General features: G+C 56.6%; 15 protein-coding genes. 9 read left to right on the top strand and 6 right to left on the bottom strand.

Features of this window, described 5'->3' with window-relative positions; all coding sequences use genetic code 11:
- Positions 1-7: 7 nt before the first annotated feature.
- The 6 genes from ASE07_RS20160 to ASE07_RS20130 all read right to left on the bottom strand — a co-directional run bounded on the left by ASE07_RS20160 (position 8) and on the right by ASE07_RS20130 (position 8,508).
- Positions 8-1,492, bottom strand: a complete 1,485-nt coding sequence (locus ASE07_RS20160; RefSeq protein ID WP_156396825.1) for a PAS domain-containing sensor histidine kinase — start codon at positions 1,490-1,492, stop codon at positions 8-10.
- A gap of 370 nt (positions 1,493-1,862) precedes the next feature.
- Positions 1,863-2,564: a glycine zipper 2TM domain-containing protein gene (locus ASE07_RS20155; protein ID WP_057292620.1), complete on the bottom strand. Its 702-nt coding sequence runs from the start codon at positions 2,562-2,564 to the stop codon at positions 1,863-1,865.
- 239 nt (positions 2,565-2,803) lie between these two features.
- Positions 2,804-4,330, bottom strand: a complete 1,527-nt coding sequence (gene lysS / locus ASE07_RS20150) for a lysine--tRNA ligase (RefSeq protein WP_057292619.1) — start codon at positions 4,328-4,330, stop codon at positions 2,804-2,806.
- A gap of 156 nt (positions 4,331-4,486) precedes the next feature.
- Positions 4,487-5,591 (bottom strand): peptide chain release factor 2 gene (prfB, locus tag ASE07_RS20145; RefSeq protein WP_156396823.1). Its coding sequence is split into 2 segments (ribosomal slippage): positions 4,487-5,509 and positions 5,511-5,591, totalling 1,104 coding nucleotides; the frame shifts between segments, so codons are not numbered across the junction.
- 152 nt (positions 5,592-5,743) lie between these two features.
- Positions 5,744-7,438: a single-stranded-DNA-specific exonuclease RecJ gene (gene recJ / locus ASE07_RS20135; RefSeq protein WP_057292633.1), complete on the bottom strand. Its 1,695-nt coding sequence runs from the start codon at positions 7,436-7,438 to the stop codon at positions 5,744-5,746.
- On the bottom strand, positions 7,435-8,508 hold the full coding sequence (locus tag ASE07_RS20130) for a hypothetical protein (protein WP_057292632.1): 1,074 nt from the start codon (positions 8,506-8,508) through the stop codon (positions 7,435-7,437). Before ASE07_RS20130 ends, recJ begins: the two co-directional genes overlap by 4 nt.
- A 130-nt stretch (positions 8,509-8,638) precedes the next feature.
- On the opposite strand from ASE07_RS20130, the gene ASE07_RS20125 reads away from it, so the two are divergent.
- The 9 genes from ASE07_RS20125 to ASE07_RS30425 all read left to right on the top strand — a co-directional run.
- Positions 8,639-9,904, top strand: coding sequence for a lipoprotein-releasing ABC transporter permease subunit (locus ASE07_RS20125; protein ID WP_057292616.1), 1,266 nt, complete (start codon positions 8,639-8,641; stop codon positions 9,902-9,904).
- Positions 9,905-9,983: 79 nt separating this feature from the next.
- Positions 9,984-10,670, top strand: coding sequence for a lipoprotein-releasing ABC transporter ATP-binding protein LolD (gene lolD, locus ASE07_RS20120; RefSeq protein WP_057292615.1), 687 nt, complete (start codon positions 9,984-9,986; stop codon positions 10,668-10,670).
- Complete coding sequence (locus ASE07_RS20115) at positions 10,660-11,457, top strand: TatD family hydrolase (protein ID WP_057292614.1); 798 nt, start codon at positions 10,660-10,662, stop codon at positions 11,455-11,457. The genes lolD and ASE07_RS20115 overlap by 11 nt, the downstream gene beginning before the upstream one ends.
- A 5-nt stretch (positions 11,458-11,462) precedes the next feature.
- Positions 11,463-13,901 (top strand): DNA internalization-related competence protein ComEC/Rec2, encoded by a 2,439-nt coding sequence (locus tag ASE07_RS20110; RefSeq protein WP_057292613.1) that lies wholly within the window; start codon positions 11,463-11,465, stop codon positions 13,899-13,901.
- A gap of 127 nt (positions 13,902-14,028) precedes the next feature.
- Entirely contained in the window at positions 14,029-14,853 is an 825-nt protein-coding gene (locus tag ASE07_RS20105; protein ID WP_057292612.1) for an alpha/beta fold hydrolase, read from the top strand.
- On the top strand, positions 14,840-15,796 hold the full coding sequence (locus tag ASE07_RS20100) for a lipid A deacylase LpxR family protein (protein WP_057292611.1): 957 nt from the start codon (positions 14,840-14,842) through the stop codon (positions 15,794-15,796). The genes ASE07_RS20105 and ASE07_RS20100 overlap by 14 nt, the downstream gene beginning before the upstream one ends.
- A gap of 133 nt (positions 15,797-15,929) precedes the next feature.
- Positions 15,930-17,591, top strand: a complete 1,662-nt coding sequence (locus tag ASE07_RS20095) for a CTP synthase (protein WP_057292610.1) — start codon at positions 15,930-15,932, stop codon at positions 17,589-17,591.
- Positions 17,588-18,442, top strand: a complete 855-nt coding sequence (kdsA, locus tag ASE07_RS20090) for a 3-deoxy-8-phosphooctulonate synthase (protein ID WP_057292609.1) — start codon at positions 17,588-17,590, stop codon at positions 18,440-18,442. Before ASE07_RS20095 ends, kdsA begins: the two co-directional genes overlap by 4 nt.
- Before the next feature lie 183 nt (positions 18,443-18,625).
- A partial coding sequence (locus ASE07_RS30425; protein ID WP_156396821.1) for a hypothetical protein occupies positions 18,626-18,752 on the top strand: 127 nt, incomplete at its 3' end.

Below are 18,752 nucleotides of genomic sequence, written 5' to 3'. Positions count from 1 at the left end.
CAGACAGTCAAAGCACCTTCAGAGGCAATGACACACTCAAGGCCGTTCCCTTATCGGGCTGGCTATCGATCGTCAACTCACCGCCAAGGGCATTAATGCGCTCTTCGATGCCGACCAGGCCGAAGGAATTCGCTTTCCTGCGGCAGTCCGGATAAATACCGATCCCGTTGTCGGCGATCTTCATAAAAAGTTTATCCGCATTTCGGTCCAGGGTTATCTGCACATACGATGCTTTTGCATGGCGAATCACGTTATTCAATGACTCCTGGAGAATACGGAAGAGGGCGGTCGCTCGGTCATCCTCCAGCACAAAATCGTCCTTGACATGGAGATCACACGCAATACCGCTGCGGCGCTGAAAATCCTTGACCTGCCATTCGATTGCTGCTGTCAGGCCAAGGTCAAGCACCGTCGGCCTCAGGTTATTGATGGCGGCGCGTACGGCTTTCATGGTTGCATCGATATGGCTGAGCGCAATACCGACGCGCTCATTCAATTTTGGGTGAGCATGGCCTGTTCGCGTATGCAGCATTGAGACATCGATTCTCAATGCCAGCAAGTTTTGCCCAAGATCGTCATGAATTTCGCGCGCAATGCGTTTTCGTTCGTCCTCACGAACGCGCTCCTGATATGACACCAGATGCCGAAGCATTTGACGAGAATGTCGCAACCGTTCCTCGACTTTCTTGCGTTCAGAAATATCGGTGCAACTTCCAATATACCCAAGAAAACGTCCAGAGTGCGCCGTACGCGGCGCACCTTGGGCCAGCATGTAGTGATAATGTCCGCTACGGTGCCGCAAGCGATACTCCATGGTAAAAGGCTTGCGCTCTGTCATGGCGGCGGCTTGTATCGCAAGACAGTCTTTAATATCTTCCTCATGTACGCCCTTGGTCCAGCCATGACCAAGCTCCTCTTTCAAGGTATGTCCGGTAAAATCCAGCCACATTTTGTTGAACCAGACATACTGCTGGTCCCCACCCATGATCCAGATAAGGACAGGGGCAGAATCGGCCATCAGGCGAAAACGTTCCTCGCTTTGCGCTAAAGAGAGTTCGGCTTGTTTGCGTTCGCTTATGTCGCACAGAACCATGCGGCAAAGTTGCGCCGCATGGTCAGCATTGGCTTCCATCTGTGCATAGAACGCCCGTTTGTCTGCATCAAGGAAGGTCAGTTCACAAGTTGCCTTCGCATCGGAATGAAACACCTGATCGAGGAAGCTGTTGAAGTCGTCGTGCTGGTTCACGGCGATGAAATCCGCGAGGCTGCGACCGGTTAGTGTGGCGCGTGATATCCCAAGCAAACCTGCGCCGGTGAGATTGACGTCACGTATGAGTCCTTGTCGGTCGATACAAAAATACCCTACCGGAGCAAAATCATAAAGGTCTGCATACCGAGCGGTCCTCCTCTCTGCATCGGAGTCCGTAGCCACATGCATGTCCGCCAGGCTGTACTGGGCGGGAAGGTGATGCACTTTGGAAAAGCCCGTCAATGCAGTGCCGGCGCCGGCGTCGGAGGACTGTTGTTCACCGGCGCGCCGGCGAGGCGGTTGATGTCGATGCGGTGGTTTATCGTTGCCGTGTTCCACAAGTGATTTTCCCCGTGGTACAGGGAATAATTTAGTGTTAAAAAAACAAGTATGGATCTCCCGAGCGACGATGGCAAGCCCTATGTGCGAACATAAGCTCGAGTTCGAAAATCACGTTGGATTGTCTGTGTAAAGGGCGCTTACCCGCGTGCAAAATGGATCGGACATCGCACATCGGACAAAAGCAAGAAAGGCAGCCCATGCTGCCTTTCTTATCTAAAATTAAAAGCCGCTTTGTCCGGCTCGTCGCACCGCCTTATCCAGCTTGGCGGATTTATGCGCGAGCTGTCAGCTGACCATCCACTACCCGTACACGGTCGCCGGTATTCCAGCCAGGCTGCTGCGCAAATGGAAAGCTACGCACTTGTCCATCTTCCATACGGACGCGAACCTGGTAGGTAGTTGTTGAGCGTGTCCGCTTTTCCACTTCATTGCCGGCATAGCCGCCGCCGACCGCGCCTGCAACCGTCGCGATTTTACGGCCGGTGCCGCCGCCTACCTGGTTTCCAAGCACGCCGCCCAATACTGCCCCAGCCACCATGCCCACACCACTTGCCTGAGCCGGCTGCTGGATCGCCTGTACCGATTCGACACGGCCGCAACTGCTGCAAATTGCCGAAGCCTGCGCCATGGCAGGTTGCTGACTATAGGCGGTACGCGGTTCGGAGTGTGTCTGGGTAGCGCGTGGTGCGGCAGCACGTTTTTGCACGGGCGCAGGTTTGGCGGGCAAAGGTTCCGGCTCAGCGTCCGCCACCTTGGAATCTACCAATGCTGCAGGTGATGACGCCGCTGAGGCTGCGCCGACGGATGTGGCGACCGGATTCTCAGTCGATATGGCTGAGGATGGAGCCGTGCTATGTGAGGTGGGAATCAGGCCGGTAATTGCTGCAACGCCTGTCAGGCTGACGAGCATGACGGAAACGGCTGCGCCGGCGACCAAGGGATGAATACGATTCGATGTCTTTTTGTTTTCCATAATGACCTCCTGTGATGGACTGAGCCGATACAACAGCATGAAATGATTATGGAAGGTAACAAGGCTGGAAAAAAGACCTTTAGTGTGTAAGCTGTAAGGCTTTGTAACCCTGTTTGCAGAGTGTCAAAGCTGTCTGCAAAAGAGAATGCGCTGGCAAACAAAATATAAAAACAGGGCCATTGCGGCCCTGTTTTAAGGATGACATCTCCGAGCCCGTTTCCGGGTCATCGAATATTTATTTAATCTTCGCGGCGGAGGTGCGGAAAGAGGATGACGTCACGGATGTTGGGCGAATCGGTGATCAGCATCATCAGGCGGTCAATGCCGATACCGCAACCACCGGTCGGAGGCATGCCGTACTCGAGCGCGCGAATATAGTCGGCGTCGTAATACATGGCTTCTTCATCGCCGGCATCCTTTGCGGCGACCTGTGCCTGGAAGCGGGCTGCCTGATCTTCCGGGTCATTGAGCTCGGAAAAACCGTTCGCAATTTCGCGACCGGTAATGAAGAGCTCGAAACGTTCGGTAATGCCGGCGACAGTGTCTGAAGCACGCGCCAGTGGCGATACCTCGACCGGATAGTCGATGATGTAGGTGGGTTCCCACAACTGCGATTCAGCAGTTTCTTCAAACAGGGCGAGCTGCAATGCGCCGAGGCCAGCCTTCGCAAACGGCGTGACACCGAATTTCTTCAGCTCCGCTTTGAGGAAAGCAGCATCATGCAGCTGCGCATCGGTGTACTGCGGTGCGTATTTATTAATGGCGCCGACGATCGTCATCCGATGGAAAGGCTTGCCCAGGTCGAGTTCGCGACCTTGATAGCTAAGCTGCGCAGTGCCATGGGCATCGATCGCCGCCTGCCGGATGACTGCCTCGGTGAAGTCCATCAGCCATTTGTAATCGACATAGGCCGCATAAAACTCCATCATCGTGAATTCCGGATTGTGGCGTGGCGACACGCCTTCATTACGGAAATTGCGATTTACCTCAAAGACACGTTCGAAGCCGCCGACGACCAGGCGCTTGAGGTAAAGCTCGGGCGCAATGCGGAGAAACATTTGCATGTCGAGCGCATTGTGATGCGTGATAAAAGGCTTGGCTGCTGCACCGCCGGGAATAGGGTGCAGCATCGGCGTTTCCACTTCCATGAATTCGTGTTCCGCCATGAATCGACGGATCGACGACATCGCTGCGGTACGCGCCTTGAAGGTGCGACGCGTGTCTTCACTCGTGATGAGGTCGACGTAGCGCTGGCGGTATTTGGTTTCCTGATCGGAAAGGCCATGGAACTTGTCCGGCAGCGGACGCAGTGACTTGGTGAGCAGGCGCAGGCCGGTCACCTTGACCGAGAGTTCGCCGGTCTTGGTTTTGAACAGAAGGCCTTCCGCGCCAAGAATGTCACCGAGGTCCCAATGCTTGAACATGGCGTGGAGTTCTTCGCCAGCATTATCGTTGGTAATGTAGAGCTGGATCCGGCCTTCAGCATTACGACCGGAGCCGTCCTGGAGCGTGGCAAATGACGCCTTGCCCATTACTCGCTTGAGCATCATGCGGCCGGCTACCGAGACCTTGATCGGAGTAGCTTCGAGTTGTTCGTTGGTCAGCTCGCCATAGCGGGCATGCAAGTCGGCGGCTTTGTGTTCCGGGCGAAAATCATTGGGGAAGGCGACACCCTGTTCGCGCAGCGCCGTCAGTTTTGCACGGCGTTCCGCGATAATGGAATTTTCGTCTTGTGCGGGCGCGGCGTTTTCTGTTTGGTTAGTCATGTGAATAATGCGTGATATGGAAATTGCGTCGGAATGGCAGTCTGCGATTCATGCGAGTCGCCTGTCGCTAATAATGTGCAGGTCGTTGTTCAAGCCATCGCGGCGATCGGTTGCAGACGTGAAACACTTAACGCCCGCAACCGGTATCGCGAAGGCTTACACACCCTGTTTCAGCGATGCGGCGATGAAGTCGTCAAGATCGCCGTCGAGGACAGCCTTGGTATTGCCGACTTCGTGATTGGTCCTCAGGTCCTTGATGCGAGACTGATCCAGCACATAGGAACGGATCTGGTGGCCCCAGCCGATATCCGTCTTGGAGTCTTCCATCTTCTGCTGTTCGCTCATGCGCTTGCGCAACTCCATTTCATAGAGACGCGATTTCAGCATGGCCCAGGCTTCCGCGCGGTTACGGTGCTGGCTGCGGTCGTTCTGGCACTGGACGACAATACCGGACGGGCCGTGCGTCAGGCGCACCGCCGAGTCAGTTTTGTTGATGTGCTGACCACCGGCGCCGGAGGCGCGGAAGGTATCCACACGCACGTCGGCCGGATTAATGTCGATCTCGATCGACTCGTCAACTTCCGGATAGACAAACACGCTGGAAAACGAAGTGTGACGGCCATTGGCCGAGTCGAAAGGCGATTTCCGGACCAGACGGTGTACGCCGCTTTCGGTGCGCAGGAAACCGTAGGCGTATTCGCCTTCTACCTTGATGGTCGCTGTCTTGATACCGGCGACTTCACCTTCGGACTCTTCGAGGATCTCGGTCTTGAAACCCTTGCGTTCGCAATAGCGCAGATACTGGCGGAGCAGCATTGACGCCCAGTCCTGGGCTTCGGTACCGCCGGCACCGGCCTGGATGTCGATGAAACAGTTGTTGGGGTCCATCGGATTGGAGAACATCCGGCGGAATTCCATGCCTTCGACCAGTTTCCTGAGTTCGTCGGCATCGGTCTCGATCGCCATGAGCGTGTCTTCGTCCTGCTCTTCACGCGCCATGTCGAACAGGTCGCGCGTATCGGCGAGGTCGGCATCGATCTTGTTGAGCGTCAGGACGATCGCTTCCAGCGATTTCTTTTCCTTGCCGAGATCCTGGGCCCGCTTGGGGTCGTTCCAGACGGCAGGGTCTTCCAGTTCGGCGTTGACTTGTTCGAGTTTCTCTGACTTTACATCGACGTCAAAGATACCTCCGAAGTTCGGCTGCGCGGGTAGTCAAGTCCGCGAGCAGCGAGGAGAGGGAATTGAGGCGTTCGGCTTCCATGGCAGTTTCTTGTGCGATCAAACCGGTCATTATACCTGACCGGAGGGCCGCTCAAGCGAGCGGACGCCGGCCTTTCGCCGGGCCGTGCATTGCACGAAAAGCAATTTTTGCGACCTGGGACAGGGCTGGCCAGCTATCGATCTGTCGCTGACTCAGGCAGGCTGCGCATGCTCCACCAGCAATTGCACCCGTACCGCGCCGTTGTATTCGTTTGCGTCCAGCCGATAGGCCACCATCGCGCGTTCCGGCAAGTCGTCGATGTGGCCGAACCAGATCGCGTCGAAGCGACGCCCGCCTTTTTCCAGGGTGAGCTTCAGGTGTTTTTCTTTCAGGATACGTTGATTCAGCACCCTGAATTCATCGCAAAATACCGGAGGGGAGAAACCCTGGCCCCAGACCTGGCCATCGATGAGCTCGATGAACTGCGGTGTGAAGTAAGCTTCTTCCAGTGGCCCATCGGTTTCGATGATGCGCTCCAGCTGGCTTTCAGTCAGCCATTCCTGCCCGACCGCTTCGAATGCTTCGGCAAAGGCGTCGAAAGCCTCTGCCCGGATGGTCAGTCCGGCGGCCATCGCATGTCCGCCGAATTTATGGATGACGGAAGGCGCATGCTTGGACACCAGGTCCAGTGCATCCCGTAAATGGAATCCTGCGATCGAACGCCCCGATCCCTTGATCAGGCCTTCGCCACCAGGCGCAAACGTGATGGTCGGTCGGTAAAATTTGTCTTTCAGGCGCGAAGCGACTATCCCGATCACACCCTGATGCCACGAGTCGTCGAACACGCTGATGGTATTGCGGGTACGCGGCTCGAAGGAATCCAGCAGCGTGAGCGCCGTGTCCTGCATTCCGGCTTCGATATCGCGCCGCTCCCGATTGATGGTGTCCAGCTGTTGGGCAATCGCCCATGCCCGGCCTTCGTCATCCGTCGTAAGGCACTCGATACCCAGCGACATGTCGGCCAGCCGGCCAGCAGCGTTCAGTCGCGGACCCAGCGCAAAGCCGAGGTCGAACGGCGTGGCACGGCGTGCTTCGCGGCCTGCTGCACGGAAAAGGGCGGCAATGCCCGGTTGCATGCGTCCGGCGCGCATGCGCTTCAAGCCCTGGGCGACCAGGATGCGGTTGTTGCCGTCGAGCTTGACTACGTCGGCGACGGTGCCGAGGGCCACCAGATCGAGCAAGGCATCAAGCTTCGGCTGGTTTTGCGCATCAAAGCGTCCACGCTTGCGCAGTTCGGCACGCAAGGCAAGCAACACATAGAACATCACGCCGACTCCCGCCAGGTTCTTGCTCGGGAAGCCGCAGGACGGTTGGTTGGGATTGACGATAACGCGCGCGTCGGGAAGCCTGTCGCCCGGAAGGTGGTGGTCGGTCACCACCACATCAATGCCGCGTCGTTTCGCTTCTTCCACACCGTCGATACTGGCGATACCGTTATCGACGGTGACGATGACATCCGGCGACTTTTCGCGGACCGTGAGCTCGACGATTTCCGGCGTCAGGCCGTAACCGTACTCGAATCGGTTCGGCACGATGTAATCGACCCGGGCGCCCAGTGCCCGCAAGCCACGCAGGGCGACCGCACAGGCCGTCGCGCCGTCGCAGTCGTAGTCGGCAACGATCACCAGTTTTTTCCCGGCATCGATGGCATCGGCAAGATACGAGGCCGCGGCGTCCACGTGCAGCAAGCCGGAGGGGTTGATCAACGCCGTCAGTTCGCTCGACAGCTCACGTGCATCGGTCAGGCCGCGCGCTGCGTACAATCGCGCCAGCACGGGATGCACACCTTGCTGACGGAGCATCTCGGCGGTGCGAAAAGGGTAGCTGCGCGGGGCGATACGGGTCATGGACATAGTGTTGCGAGTGAGGGCTTGACCCAGAATTTCCGCAGGGAGGAGCGGGTAGTGGTAAAACGGGAAAGGCCGGTGTCATTGGTGATGATCAGTGTCATTGACGTGATTGTTCCTGATTTCAGCGCGTCGAGCAATGGCGCGCACCAGTCATTTTCGATGCGGCGCAGTCCGTCGATCCAGTTGGCCCAATCGCTCGACAGCGCCGGTTCCTGGAGGTCGTCAAGCACAACAAGGGCCTGGCGCGATGGGGAGGACAAGACTGAGGATGCGGCGGCTGCCGTATTGACAGTGACACCATCATCCGCGAGTGCCTGCAACCAGCCCTCGAAGTTGAAGACAGCGTCATAGGGGCGGGCGTCATACTTGGTGCCGATGTGTTCGCCTCCCCATAACCAAATTGAGTTGACCGGTTTCAAACGGCCCACCTCGCGCGCGTTGTTGATCGCATGACCAAACCAATGCATCTGCACTTCGTTTTGCACTTTTCGCCAGTCACGTTCCCCAGGGCCCTTTGGCATCCAGATATCGATATTGTGGCCTGTAGCGGCTTCCGGAGAGGCGGTTTGCAGCGCGTCCCAGGCGTCCGCACGTAGAAACCAGTAACGAGCATTGCCATAACGCAAGTCGTGGCCGCTTTCATTAAATAACGGTTTTGCGATTTCGAACAGAACACGCGCGTCCGGTTCCGTTAGCATAAGCTGGCGCGGGTCAGTAAGAACGAGGTGGTCGCGTGCAATATGGATATGTACCGGTTCGACGACGAACCACAGGCCGTTGTCGGATGCATTGTTGGCGGTGACGCCAAGATGGCGCATCATGTTGCCCGCGACGGGCAGACTGCCGGAAACGCGTAACCGGCTATCACGGCCAAAACGTTGCCCCAGCCATGATTCATGGGGCAGCGTCCGCGAAAAATCGTCGTGGCGTTCGTGCCGGGAGCCTGCCCCGGTTTTTGCGCGGGCGGTCAGTGCGGCCAGTGCGGGGGCATTCAGTTCCCGGAACAGGTCGGCGGCAAGTTCCGGTGGGGGTAAACCAAAAGGAATCAGGATATCAAGATGAGTCATCGTGTGATTGTAGGGCAAATGTATGGCAAACTTCCGCTTCGCCGGATGTTGCCAATCATTCCATATGCGATGGAAAGGCGCCATGGTCGCCGGTCGGGTGCCTCGGCAACTTCTACTATGGAGTTTTCTTTTGAGTATTGTTAAAAATTTGCCGTTCGAATGGCTGGTTGGCCTGCGTTATACGCGTGCCGGTCGTCGCAGTGGCCGCAATAGCTTTATTTCATTCATTTCGTTGATTTCAATGGCCGGTATCGCCCTTGGCGTCGCCGCACTCATTGTCGTGTTGTCCGTAATGAACGGATTTCAGAAAGAAGTTCGCGACCGTATGCTCTCTGTACTGTCGCATATCGAAGTGTATGACGCCACGGGCAGCATGCCGGACTGGCAAGCTACCGCCAAGGAGGCAAGGCAGGTCAAGGAAGTCAAGGGCGCGGCTCCTTATGTCGCCGCCCAGGCCATGATGACACGCGATGACACGGTGCGCGGCGTCATTATCCGGGGCGTGTTGCCCGAGGAAGAGCCCAAGGTATCGGATGTCGCCTCGCAGGTGCGCGAAGGCAGTTTCAACGACCTGAAATCTGGCGAGTTCAATATCGTCCTGGGGCGGGAACTGGCCGGCGGCCTGCATGTGGGTGTCGGCGATAAGGTCACGATGATCGCGCCACAGGGGCAGATCACGCCGGCTGGCGTCCTGCCGCGCCTCAAGCAGTTTACGGTCGCCGGCATCTTTGAGGCGGGGCATCACGAATACGATTCCAGTCTTGCCTTTATCCATATTGACGACGCGATGCGCATGTTCAAGCTGGAAGCCCCTTCCGGATTGCGCTTGCGGGTAGAAGACATGCAACGCGCCCCGGAAGTCGCGTTGACATTGTCGCGTATCCTGAGTGGTAACCTGCTTATTCTCGACTGGTCGAAACAGAACCGCACCTGGTTCGCGGCCGTCCAAACTGAAAAGCGGATGATGTTCATTATCCTGACGCTGATCATTGCGGTGGCCGCCTTCAACCTGGTGTCGACGCTGGTCATGACAGTCACCGACAAGCAGGCCGACATCGCCATCCTGCGCACGCTCGGCGCATCGCCGACTTCCATCCTCAAAATCTTCATGATTCAGGGTGCGATGGTCGGACTTCTGGGCACAGCGATCGGGGTCGGCCTTGGCGTGCTGGTCGCCTTGAACATCGATGTGATCGTGCCGTTCATTGAACACTTGCTGGGGGTGCAGTTCCTGTCCAAGGAAATCTATCTCATCACCGCGCTGCCGTCCGAACTCCGTTGGCCGGATGTATGGACCATTGGCGGTGTCGCGATAGTGCTGGCTTTCCTCGCGACCTTGTATCCCAGCTGGCGTGCAGCCAATGTGCGTCCTGCGGAAGCATTGCGCTACGAATAACGATGACCATGAGTGCAATTAACATATTCAATAAGCCCTGCCGCTGCCTGAAGGCGGTCAACAATTCGCCGGAATGACGATGGATCAAACAGTATTGTCTTGTCGCGGTCTCGCGAAAACGTTCACGCAGGGAAAATATTCAGTAAGTGTCCTTACCGGCATTGACTTCAGCGTCTCGCGCGGAGAGCGGGTCGCCATCGTGGGTGCGTCCGGTTCGGGCAAGTCCACCTTGCTGCATTTGCTCGGCGGACTTGATGTGCCGTCGGCGGGGAGTGTCACACTGCTTGGGCAGGACTTCGCCAGCCTGGGTGAAAAGGCGCGTGGCGACTTGCGAAACAATTCGCTTGGATTCGTCTATCAGTTTCACCACCTGCTTCCCGAATTTTCTGCGCTGGACAATGTCGGCATGCCACTGATGATTCGTCGCAAGAGCCGTGAAGATGCGCAGGAAGAGGCGCGCAAGGTGTTGACACGGGTCGGCCTCGAGAAACGTGTGACGCATGTGCCGGGCGAATTGTCCGGCGGTGAACGTCAGCGCGTCGCACTGGCGCGCGCCCTGGTAACCCAGCCGGCCTGCGTACTTGCCGATGAACCGACTGGCAACCTCGACCGCGTTACTGCCCATAAAACCTTTGACCTGATGCTGGAACTGTCGCGCACGTTGGGAACGGCCTTTGTGATCGTCACCCACGATATTGAACTGGCACGCCATTGCGATCGCGTCCTGCGTCTGTCCGAAGACGGATTGCATCCCTATGTGGATTGACACCCACTGCCATCTCGACGCGAGCGAATTCGCCGGAGAACATACTGACGTTGCCGCCCGCGCCGGACAGGAAGGTGTATCGATGATCGTGATTCCCGCGGTCGCAAAAGACAACTTCGCTGCGGTAAGCCAGCTTGCCCGGGAATCGGGAAACTGTACCTATGCGCTCGGTATTCATCCGATTTTTGTTCCGAACGCGGACGAGAGTGACCTTATGCTTTTGCGCAAGGAGGTTGGCGATGCAATGAGTGACCCGCGCTTTGTCGCCATCGGCGAGATTGGCCTCGACTTCTTCGTTCCCGGTCTGGGGGAGGGTGCGCTTCGCGAGAAACAGGAACATTTTTACAGCGAGCAGCTAAAGATCGCACGCGATTTTGACCTGCCAGTATTGCTCCATGTGCGGCGTTCGCAAGACGTCATCCTGAAATACCTGCGCCGCATTGCCGTGCGCGGCGGCATTGCTCATGCCTTCAACGGCAGCTTCCAGCAGGCGGAGGAATTTATTCGTCGAGGTTTCCGGCTTGGGTTTGGCGGCGCCATGACCTTTACGAGAGCTCTGCAGATTCGCAGGCTCGCAACGGAATTGCCGGAGGAAGCAATTGTCCTCGAGACGGATGCTCCGGACATCTCCCCGGCATGGGTCCATCCCGGCCGCAATAGCCCTGAACATCTGCCGCAGATCGGAAAGGTGCTCGCCGAACTGCGTGGCACTTCAGAAACGCATATCGCGCAGCTAACGTCGGCCAATGCGCGCGACGTGCTGCCACGGTTAATACATCTGGCCTGAACAGCATGCGATGTGCGATTCTCGGCCTGGTGGCCGGCGCTGCGTTATTGCAAAATCAGGCAAGCTTATGGCCGATGCCGATTCTCTTGCTGCTGCTCTTGCTTTCGCTGATCTCATTCGTTTTTACATGCAAGCTTGATCATGTCGCGATCCGCGTTGCATGCTGCTTGCTTGGTGGTGCAATAGCGGGTTTTGCCTGGGCGGGTTTATACGCCCATTACCATTTGTCCCATGAACTGCCCAAAGAATGGGAAGGTCGCGACGTTACCCTCGTTGGTACGGTCGACAGTCTTCCCTCCAGTATGGAACAGGGCGTGCGTTTCAACTTCGCTGTAGAAACGGTGGTGGAACCGCAAGATGCGGCAAAGGCGATTCCACCACGGCTTGCTTTGTCATGGTACACGGCGTTCCGGCCAGAAGAACTGCAGGCAGTCGGCAAGGTGCTTCCAGGCGAGCGATGGCAGTTGACAGTGCGTCTTCGTCGGCCACACGGTAATGCCAATCCTTACGGCTTTGATTATGAGGTCTGGTTGCTGGAGCAGAATTTGCGCGCAACCGGATATGTTCGACCAGATGCCAATACGCGGCACAAGAATCAACGGCTCGACACCTTCGTTGTATCACCCCGAAGTATTGTCGAGCGTTCTCGTGGCTGGCTGCGCGAACGTATCCTGGATGCCTTGCCGGACAAGGACTATGCCGGTGTCATCGTTGCGCTGGTCATCGGCGATCAGCGTTCCGTGAACCAATCCGACTGGCAGGTTTTCAATCGAAGCGGGGTGGGGCATCTCATTTCGATTTCCGGTTTGCACATCACGATGATTGCAGGCTTGTTTTCCGCATTGGCCTTTTCACTGTGGCGGCGTTCTTTCTTTACGGATCTTGATCTGCCCTTGCTGCTGCCTGCCCAAAAGGCAGCTGCGCTGGCGGGCGGCTGTATTGCGCTGATGTATGTATCGCTTGCCGGGTTTGGCGTTCCCGCCCAGCGTACGCTGTACATGCTGTCAGTCGTCGCGCTGGCGCTATGGGTCGGCAGGATTTCCGCCGTTTCTCATGTGCTTTGTACCGCTCTGGGGCTCGTCGTCTTGCTAGATCCTTGGGCTGTACTCTGGCCCGGTTTCTGGCTGTCCTTCGGGGCAGTCGGGATCCTGCTGTACGCGACAGTGGGGCGCGCTCAAAGCCATTCGATGGCGCAGCAGACATGCATGGGAAAAACGTTTTTGTCACTAAAAGCCGCCAGTCATACCCAGTATGTCGTTACCATCGGCCTGGTGCCGCTAACCATGCTCCTGTTCGGGCAGGTTTCTCTGATCAGTCCGATTGCCAATGCTATTGCCATTCCATTGGTGAGTTTTGTTGTCACACCGCTGTCACTGGCAGGCAGCGTATTGCCTTCTCCGCTGTCGGCGTGGGTGCTTGGCTGCGCTCACTTAATCATCGAGTCACTTGCCGGTGTCCTGGCATGGATGAGTGCATTTCCTTCCGCTGTCTGGACGGCGCCTTTGTCGTCATGGCCCGCATTCATGGCAGCACTGATTGGAACACTCTGGATGCTTGCGCCGCGCGGTTGGCCGGTCCGATGGCTCGGTGTGGCGGGACTGGTACCCCTGCTTATCGCACGGCCAACCCATCCGGATGATGGACAGGCCTGGGTGACGGCATTCGACGTGGGACAGGGAACGGCACTGCTGATCGAAACGCCGCACCGGCGTCTTCTCTATGACACGGGCCCCGCATATTCCTCCGAATCTGACGGCGGCAACCGGGTCATTCTTCCTTATCTCAAAGCGCGCGGGATCGACACGCTTGATGCAATGATCGTTTCCCACAGTGACAATGATCACTCGGGCGGAGCATTGTCGATTCTGCGTGAAATCGAAGTGAAGAAGCTCATGTCGTCCTTGCCGGCCAGTCACTCGATCGTAACGCAAAGCAGTCAGCATGAGCACTGTCTGGCGGGGCAGCAGTGGGAATGGGATGGCATGCAGTTCGAGATGCTTCATCCGTCTGTAGAAAACTATGACAACGCTAAACTGAAACCCAATGGCCGAAGTTGTACGCTCAGGATAGCGATCGGTTCGCAGTCCATACTTTTGGCGGGAGATATCGAGGCACCTCAGGAAACGGATTTGCTTCGGCTTCGTGGCGAAGAATTACGCTCGACAGTCTTGCTTGCTCCGCATCACGGGAGCGGCACCTCGTCCACAAAGGCTTTTTTGAATGCGGTGCAGCCGCAACTTGCGCTGTTCCAGGTCGGTTATCGCAATCGCTATCACCATCCCAAGACGGAAGTCTTTGAGCGATATGCAAGTCTCGGTATTGAACGCGTACGCAGTGACGATGCAGGCGCTGTGAGTATAGTTTTCAATGGCAATAATAATGGCGATGCGGTGACGTGGAAGGAATATCGAAAGGAGCATGCACGTTACTGGTATGGACATTGAGCAAGTGCCAGCGTTAAAGCGGCGACCCGGAGCGGATGTGGGTTCTCGAACCTGTCAGGAATAATCCCATTACAATTCCGTAAAACGGATTTTCCGCCGCCACATTACCTTATTCCCCGATCAATCGATGAACCGTCCTGTCCTGCATTTTGCCCACGCCAATAGTTATCCAGCAGGGACGTATCGCGTCTTCTTCGAACATATGAAGAAGCATTACCAAGTACATGCGCTCGATATGCATGCCCATAATCCCGCCTATCCGGTAACCAATGGATGGGCCGCGTTGACGCGTGAATTGCTGGACGACTTGCAGGCGCGCCATCGAGAGCCGGTGATACTGGCGGGTCACTCCATGGGAGGCATGCTAAGCCTACTGGCTGCAAAAGCACGCCCCGACCTGGTGCGTTGCGTGGTTCTGCTGGATTCGCCGGTTGTTGCCGGTTGGCGTGCGGCCCTTTTACGTGTGGCAAAGCATGCCGGTGCGGACAAGAATTTTTCACCTGCAAAGTTTTCCGAAAAACGTCGCAATCATTGGCCCAGCGTGGAAGCAGCTTATGAGCACTATGCGGCAAAGCCGATGTTTGCGATCTGGCCAGAAGAGGTTTTGCGCGATTACCTCAAGCATGGCCTCAAGCCTGCAACTGACGGGCAGGGCGTCACACTGCGCTTCACCAGGGAAACGGAAACTGCGGTGTATCGGAGTCTGCCGCACCATATCGGGTCGCTGGTCAGGCGTGATTTTCCGGTTCCAGTTGGTTTCATTGGAGGCGTCGACTCGGTAGAATGTCGCCAGGCAGGACTTGCCGCGACGCGCAAGCTGGTGGGCAAGCATTTCATGCAGGTACCAGGTGGGCATTTGTTTCCGCTGGAGTCGCCAGAGGTGGCCGCCGCGGCGACCCATGACATGATCACTTCTTTACTTTCCAGTCGAGCAGCCCATGGTCAAAAATAAAAGTCGCCCTGTGCCATGCAGCGTCATTATCGGCAGTCTGCTTGCTTTCAGTACGCATCTTGTCTACGCCAATCCGTTATCTAACTTCTTCGACAGTTATCGACAGGCTCGCGACAATGGCAAGACCTCGCATAGGATAGGGATCGATAATGACACGCTGCTCCTTAATCGAAATGACGGTTTCTATACAAGCGGCATAAGCTACACGCAGGCGCATACCCTGCAGCAGGGCAGTGAAGCCGGCGTATACGGTTGGCACATTGGGCAAGAGCTGTACACCGCATCGGATATCAAATTACCGCCTGCGCAGGTTGGTACGCTGGACCATCCTTATGCGGGATGGCTGTTCGGCGGCGCCTTCAAGGAGATGCATAGAGAAGATGGCACGCATTATCGCGTCGGCGTGGATATCGGTTGTCTGGGGCCCTGCGCAGGTGGACGCTGGACTCAGACAAATTTTCATCGCGTGATCGACCAGCCGCTTCCGCAAGGCTGGTCGCGGCAAGTAAAAAACGAGATCGGCGTGGTGCTGCAGGGAGAAATTGCACCGGTAAGCTGGCGCGCCGGCGACTCCTTCGATCTCACTCCATCATTACGGGGACGTTTCGGCAACATTTTCACCGACCTGGGCGCTGGTTTCACGGCACGGGCAGGCCGGCTCAATATCTTGCCCAATCAGCCCGCGCTTTATGGGTTCCTGCGTGCCAACGTCACCGCCGTCGGCTATAACGCAATGCTGCAGGGCGGTTATTTTTCGGACAATAATCCGCATACCGTCGATCCGAAGCGTGTGGTCGGTGAAGCGGAAATCGGACTCGCATGGACGGGCGGGCCTTACGGCGCGCGAATCGGGCTGGTCCGGCGGGGCAATGAAATCAGGAACTTACCTGATTCCGCTGGCTCGCAAAACTATGTGCACATGCAGTTTTCTTACACGCCCTGAATGACAGCGCGGCAAGATATGCTGGATAAAAAACCAGGACGGAAATACAAAAACCGGGAAAGACGCGAATCGAAAAACCTGTTTGAGGTATAATTTGAATTTCCCGCACGTGCCGTTCGGCACATCTCCAGCAATGACCAAGTTTGTATTCGTTACTGGCGGCGTTGTTTCATCCCTCGGTAAAGGGATTGCAGCCGCTTCTCTCGCTGCGATCCTTGAATCGCGCGGCCTCAAAGTCACTCTTATCAAACTCGACCCGTACATCAACGTGGACCCGGGTACGATGAGCCCATTCCAGCATGGCGAAGTGTTTGTCACCGACGATGGTGCCGAAACCGACCTTGATCTGGGACACTATGAGCGCTTCATCACCGCCAAGATGAAGAAGCTCAACAACTTCACGACCGGCCAGATCTATGAATCCGTAATCCGCAAGGAGCGACGTGGCGAGTACCTCGGCAAGACCGTCCAGGTGATTCCCCACATCACAAACGAGATTCAGGATTACATCCATCGCGGCGCCGAAGGTTTTGACGTGGCGCTGGTTGAAATCGGCGGTACCGTCGGCGACATCGAATCCCTGCCGTTCCTGGAAGCCTCTCGTCAGCTCAGTTTGCGCGCTGGCCGCAATGCGGCTGCCTTTGTACACCTGACATTGGTTCCGTATATTGCTTCTGCAGGCGAACTGAAAACCAAGCCGACCCAGCACAGTGTTCAGAAACTGCGCGAAATCGGTATTTCGCCTGATGCCTTGCTGTGCCGTGCGGACCGCCGTATCCCGGATGACGAACGCGCCAAGATTTCGCTTTTCTCCAATGTTCAGGAAGAGGCGGTGATTTCCGTCTGGGATGCCGATACGATTTATAAGATCCCGCAAATGCTGCACGACCAGGGTCTGGATCGCATCGTCTGCGAGAAACTTGGGCTCGATCCGAAGCCGGCGGACCTTTCTGTCTGGAACAAGCTGGTTTTCGCGCTCGAACATCCCAAGGCTGAAGTGACCATTGGCATGGTCGGCAAGTATGTCGATCTGACTGAGTCGTACAAGTCGCTCACCGAGGCGTTGCGTCATGCCGGCATCCATACGGAGAGCCGTGTAAACATTGAATACATCGACTCGGAAGAGATCGAAGAGCGCGGCATTTCGGCACTCGAAAAGTATGATGCCATCCTGGTACCCGGCGGCTTCGGCAAGCGCGGCGTGGAAGGCAAGATTGCCGCGGCAAAGTATGCACGTGAAAGCAAGGTGCCTTATCTGGGTATCTGCCTCGGTATGCAGGTCGCGCTGATTGAATTTGCCCGCAACAAAGCTGGCCTCGAGCAAGCCAATTCAACCGAGTTCGATCCCGAAGCACCGCACCCGGTCGTAGCGCTGATCACTGAGTGGCAGAACCATGACGGCAAGGTCGAGAAGCGTGATGCCAACTCCGATCTGGGCGGCACCATGCGACTCGGTGCGCAGACCTGTGCGGTCAAGCCCGACACCATCGCCGCTGAGATCTACGGTAATGAAGTGACTGAACGCCATCGCCATCGTTATGAGGCAAATAATCATTACCTCGGACGGGTCGAAGAAGCCGGCCTCGTTGTTTCGGCTCGGACTCCAAGCGAGAACCTGTGCGAGATCATGGAATTGCCGCGCACTGGCGACAATGCGCATCCCTGGTATGTCGGCGTACAGTATCACCCCGAGTTCAAGTCGACGCCGCGTGATGGTCATCCCTTGTTTATCTCTTTCATCAAGGCGGCGCTGGCACATAAGCAGGCAACGTCTTCGCAAAGGAAAGCAGCATGAAACTGTGCGGATTTGAAGTCGGCCTCGACAAGCCGTTCTTCCTGATCGCTGGCCCTTGCGTGATCGAATCGGAACAGATGGCGTTCGACACGGCGGGACGGCTCAAGGAGTTGACCTCTGAACTGGGCATTCCCTTCATCTATAAGTCCTCCTTCGACAAGGCCAACCGCTCGTCGGGTACGTCGTTCCGTGGACTGGGTATGGAAAAAGGCCTTGAAATCCTGGCTGCGGTGAAGAAGCAGATTGGTGTTCCAGTCCTCACCGATATCCATGAAATCGACGAAGTGAAACCTGTCGCCGCCGTTGTCGACGTGCTGCAGACGCCGGCTTTCCTGTGTCGCCAGACGGATTTCATTCGTGCCTGCGCACAGTCCGGGAAACCGGTCAATATCAAAAAAGGCCAGTTCCTTGCCCCCGGTGATATGAAAAATGTCATCGACAAGGCGCGTGCCGCGGCGCAGGAAGTCGGACTGGAACAGGATAATTTCATGGCCTGTGAACGCGGTGTTTCTTTTGGCTACAACAACCTCGTGTCCGACATGCGCTCACTGGCGATCATGCGCGAAACAGGCTGCCCGGTCGTCTTCGATGCCACGCATTCGGTCCAGTTGCCTGGTGGGCAAGGCACATCGTCCGGTGGCCAACGCGAATTCGTCCCAGTTCTGGCACGCGCTGCCGTAGCAACCGGTATTGCCGGCTTGTTCATGGAAACCCATCCGAACCCGGCGGAAGCAAAGTCTGACGGTCCGAATGCAGTGCCGCTAGGCCGCATGAAGGATCTGCTTTCAACACTGGTTGAGCTTGATCGCGTCGTCAAGAAAGCTGGGTTTATTGAGACCGATTTTTCCTGATCGACTCGTGAACCGTTTTTGATCGGTTCGCGGGTGATTTGTGATCTGTTTCAGACCGGTTCTTGACCAGTCTTTGCGTTTTGCCGGAGCGTTGCGCGGCCATCCATGAATAATGCTGCATTGACTGCATTGACAAGGTGCGCAGTGTCACCTACAGAATTTTCTTTGAATTGGGAGAAGTGAATGAGTGCCATCGTTGACATCATCGGCCGCGAAGTAATCGATTCGCGCGGCAATCCTACCGTCGAATGCGACGTCCTGCTGGAATCGGGCGTCATGGGTCGTGCCGCTGTGCCATCGGGCGCGTCCA

Source organism: Noviherbaspirillum sp. Root189 (assembly GCF_001428545.1).
GTDB lineage: Bacteria > Pseudomonadota > Gammaproteobacteria > Burkholderiales > Burkholderiaceae_D > Noviherbaspirillum.
The sequence above is the reverse complement of the archived record's forward strand: the minus strand, read 5'-3'. Positions and strand labels throughout refer to the sequence as shown.

Excerpts from the sequence above, each read along its gene's own strand:
- ASE07_RS20155 (WP_057292620.1), bottom strand. The coding sequence starts at position 2,564 with ATGGAAAACAAAAAGACATCGAATCGTATTCATCCCTTGGTCGCCGGC.
- lysS (WP_057292619.1), bottom strand. The coding sequence starts at position 4,330 with ATGACTAACCAAACAGAAAACGCCGCGCCCGCACAAGACGAAAATTCC.
- recJ (WP_057292633.1), bottom strand. The coding sequence starts at position 7,438 with ATGACCCGTATCGCCCCGCGCAGCTACCCTTTTCGCACCGCCGAGATG.
- ASE07_RS20130 (WP_057292632.1), bottom strand. The coding sequence starts at position 8,508 with ATGACTCATCTTGATATCCTGATTCCTTTTGGTTTACCCCCACCGGAA.
- lolD (WP_057292615.1), top strand. The coding sequence starts at position 9,984 with ATGGATCAAACAGTATTGTCTTGTCGCGGTCTCGCGAAAACGTTCACG.
- ASE07_RS20115 (WP_057292614.1), top strand. The coding sequence starts at position 10,660 with ATGTGGATTGACACCCACTGCCATCTCGACGCGAGCGAATTCGCCGGA.
- ASE07_RS20110 (WP_057292613.1), top strand. The coding sequence starts at position 11,463 with ATGCGATGTGCGATTCTCGGCCTGGTGGCCGGCGCTGCGTTATTGCAA.
- ASE07_RS20105 (WP_057292612.1), top strand. The coding sequence starts at position 14,029 with ATGAACCGTCCTGTCCTGCATTTTGCCCACGCCAATAGTTATCCAGCA.
- ASE07_RS20100 (WP_057292611.1), top strand. The coding sequence starts at position 14,840 with ATGGTCAAAAATAAAAGTCGCCCTGTGCCATGCAGCGTCATTATCGGC.
- ASE07_RS20095 (WP_057292610.1), top strand. The coding sequence starts at position 15,930 with ATGACCAAGTTTGTATTCGTTACTGGCGGCGTTGTTTCATCCCTCGGT.
- kdsA (WP_057292609.1), top strand. The coding sequence starts at position 17,588 with ATGAAACTGTGCGGATTTGAAGTCGGCCTCGACAAGCCGTTCTTCCTG.